1 protein-coding gene is annotated in these 537 nt (G+C 54.6%); it reads right to left on the minus strand.

The window, feature by feature from the left end:
* A partial coding sequence (locus tag Q7C21_RS22850) for a helicase-related protein (protein WP_375151217.1) occupies positions 1 to 537 on the minus strand: 537 nt, incomplete at both ends.

The following is a 537-nucleotide window of genomic DNA, read 5'->3' on the forward strand; positions in this document are numbered from 1 at the left end:
GCCTGCGCCTCTTTTGCCGGGTTCCAGTGCCGTTCCAGGTGAACAACGTGGTTAGCTCCGACAACGGTCAAACCTACACCCGCTGCGACCGGAGACATGATCAAGAGGTTGAATCCTGACTTCGCTTCGAATGCTGAAATGAGCTTCTTACGGGTCATTTCTTCCGCTTTGGTAGCTACCGCTTTTGTATCTCCGTTGATAACTGCAATGTCCAGGCCGTAGATCTGATCAAGCCACAGTTTCAAAACCCTTTGCAGGCGCTTGGTCATCATGAACAGGATGACCTTTTCGCCCTTATCCCGAATCTCGTCCAGCAGTTTGAGCATCACGGCTAGCTTGCCGGACTCGGACATCAACTGCCGCGCATGGTGGCCATCCCGACTGTAGAGCGATGGTTCATCATCCAAACGAGGGTGCAACGATACCGAGCGCAACTGCGTAAGCGCCGCTAGAGCCGAGCCACGCATGTCATCTGCGCTGGCGCGTCGAGCACGGTATCCATCTAGCACATCGTCATACACCTGCAGTTGAATCCCG

The sequence above is a fragment of the Pantoea sp. ANP04 genome, assembly GCF_041982285.1.
Lineage (GTDB): Bacteria > Pseudomonadota > Gammaproteobacteria > Enterobacterales > Enterobacteriaceae > Pantoea > Pantoea eucalypti.